This window comes from Psychrobacter sp. 1Y4, from assembly GCF_051847555.1.
Genome location: NZ_JBPYDE010000472.1, coordinates 1 through 749 on the forward strand (window position 1 = coordinate 1; position 749 = coordinate 749).

Sequence of the window (749 nt, forward strand, 5' to 3'; positions counted from 1 at the left end):
TTAAGTCAGTGACTTGCTTTTGTAGGGCTGCGATTTCTTCAGGTGTCATAGCGGTGTCCTTTTGCGTATTGGGTTGAGAGTTGGTTGTTTGGGTTTTACCATCATCGCCAAGCGCGATAGCAGACGTTTCATTGTCCACACCAGTTGGGGTAAATGAGATTTCAGAGACGCTACAATTTTTTAGGATGACCATTGGGCCAGTGATCGTTTGACCATTAACCGTTGCTGTCTCGTTTTGTCCCAGCTCTGTGATGCTATTGGCATTGATATGCGCAGACATCTGCCACGGGAATCCAGCATCTGACTCTTCAGCGACTTCACGCCCGAACTGGTTGTCGAGTAACGTGCCATTGATGAGTAATTGGTTGCTTGTGACACTGAGTGCGCCAAAGCCTGCACGTTGGGCGCGGTCATGTAGCAATAATGCTGGGACGTTTGTTTTGTATTGAATGTCAGTCAAATCAACGATGACCATTTCACCGTAATGATTAAACGGCTTGCCACTATTGGCGACGCCGCTAAACTTGCGCGGCAGTGACTTGTCCGCATCAGCAGGGGCATCAGCGACATTGACTTCAGAGAGCAGATAGAGATTTGGCTTTTTGTGGTCTTTTGGCATAATGACGTCCAGCTAATGAGTAAAGTCGTGACAACGTAAAATACAGAGTGTCGATAAAGTCTCATTATGATGGTCGGTGCTATAGTCGGTTAGATGATGCGGTTCAGGTAGTCACACATAAAAAGCAAAG

General features: G+C 46.7%; 1 pseudogene. It reads right to left on the reverse strand.

Annotated features, from left to right (window positions below):
- Nucleotides 1–619 (reverse strand): annotated as a pseudogene (locus ACS8FC_RS17035) (hypothetical protein); the annotation flags it as partial.
- Nucleotides 620–749: the final 130 nt, after the last annotated feature.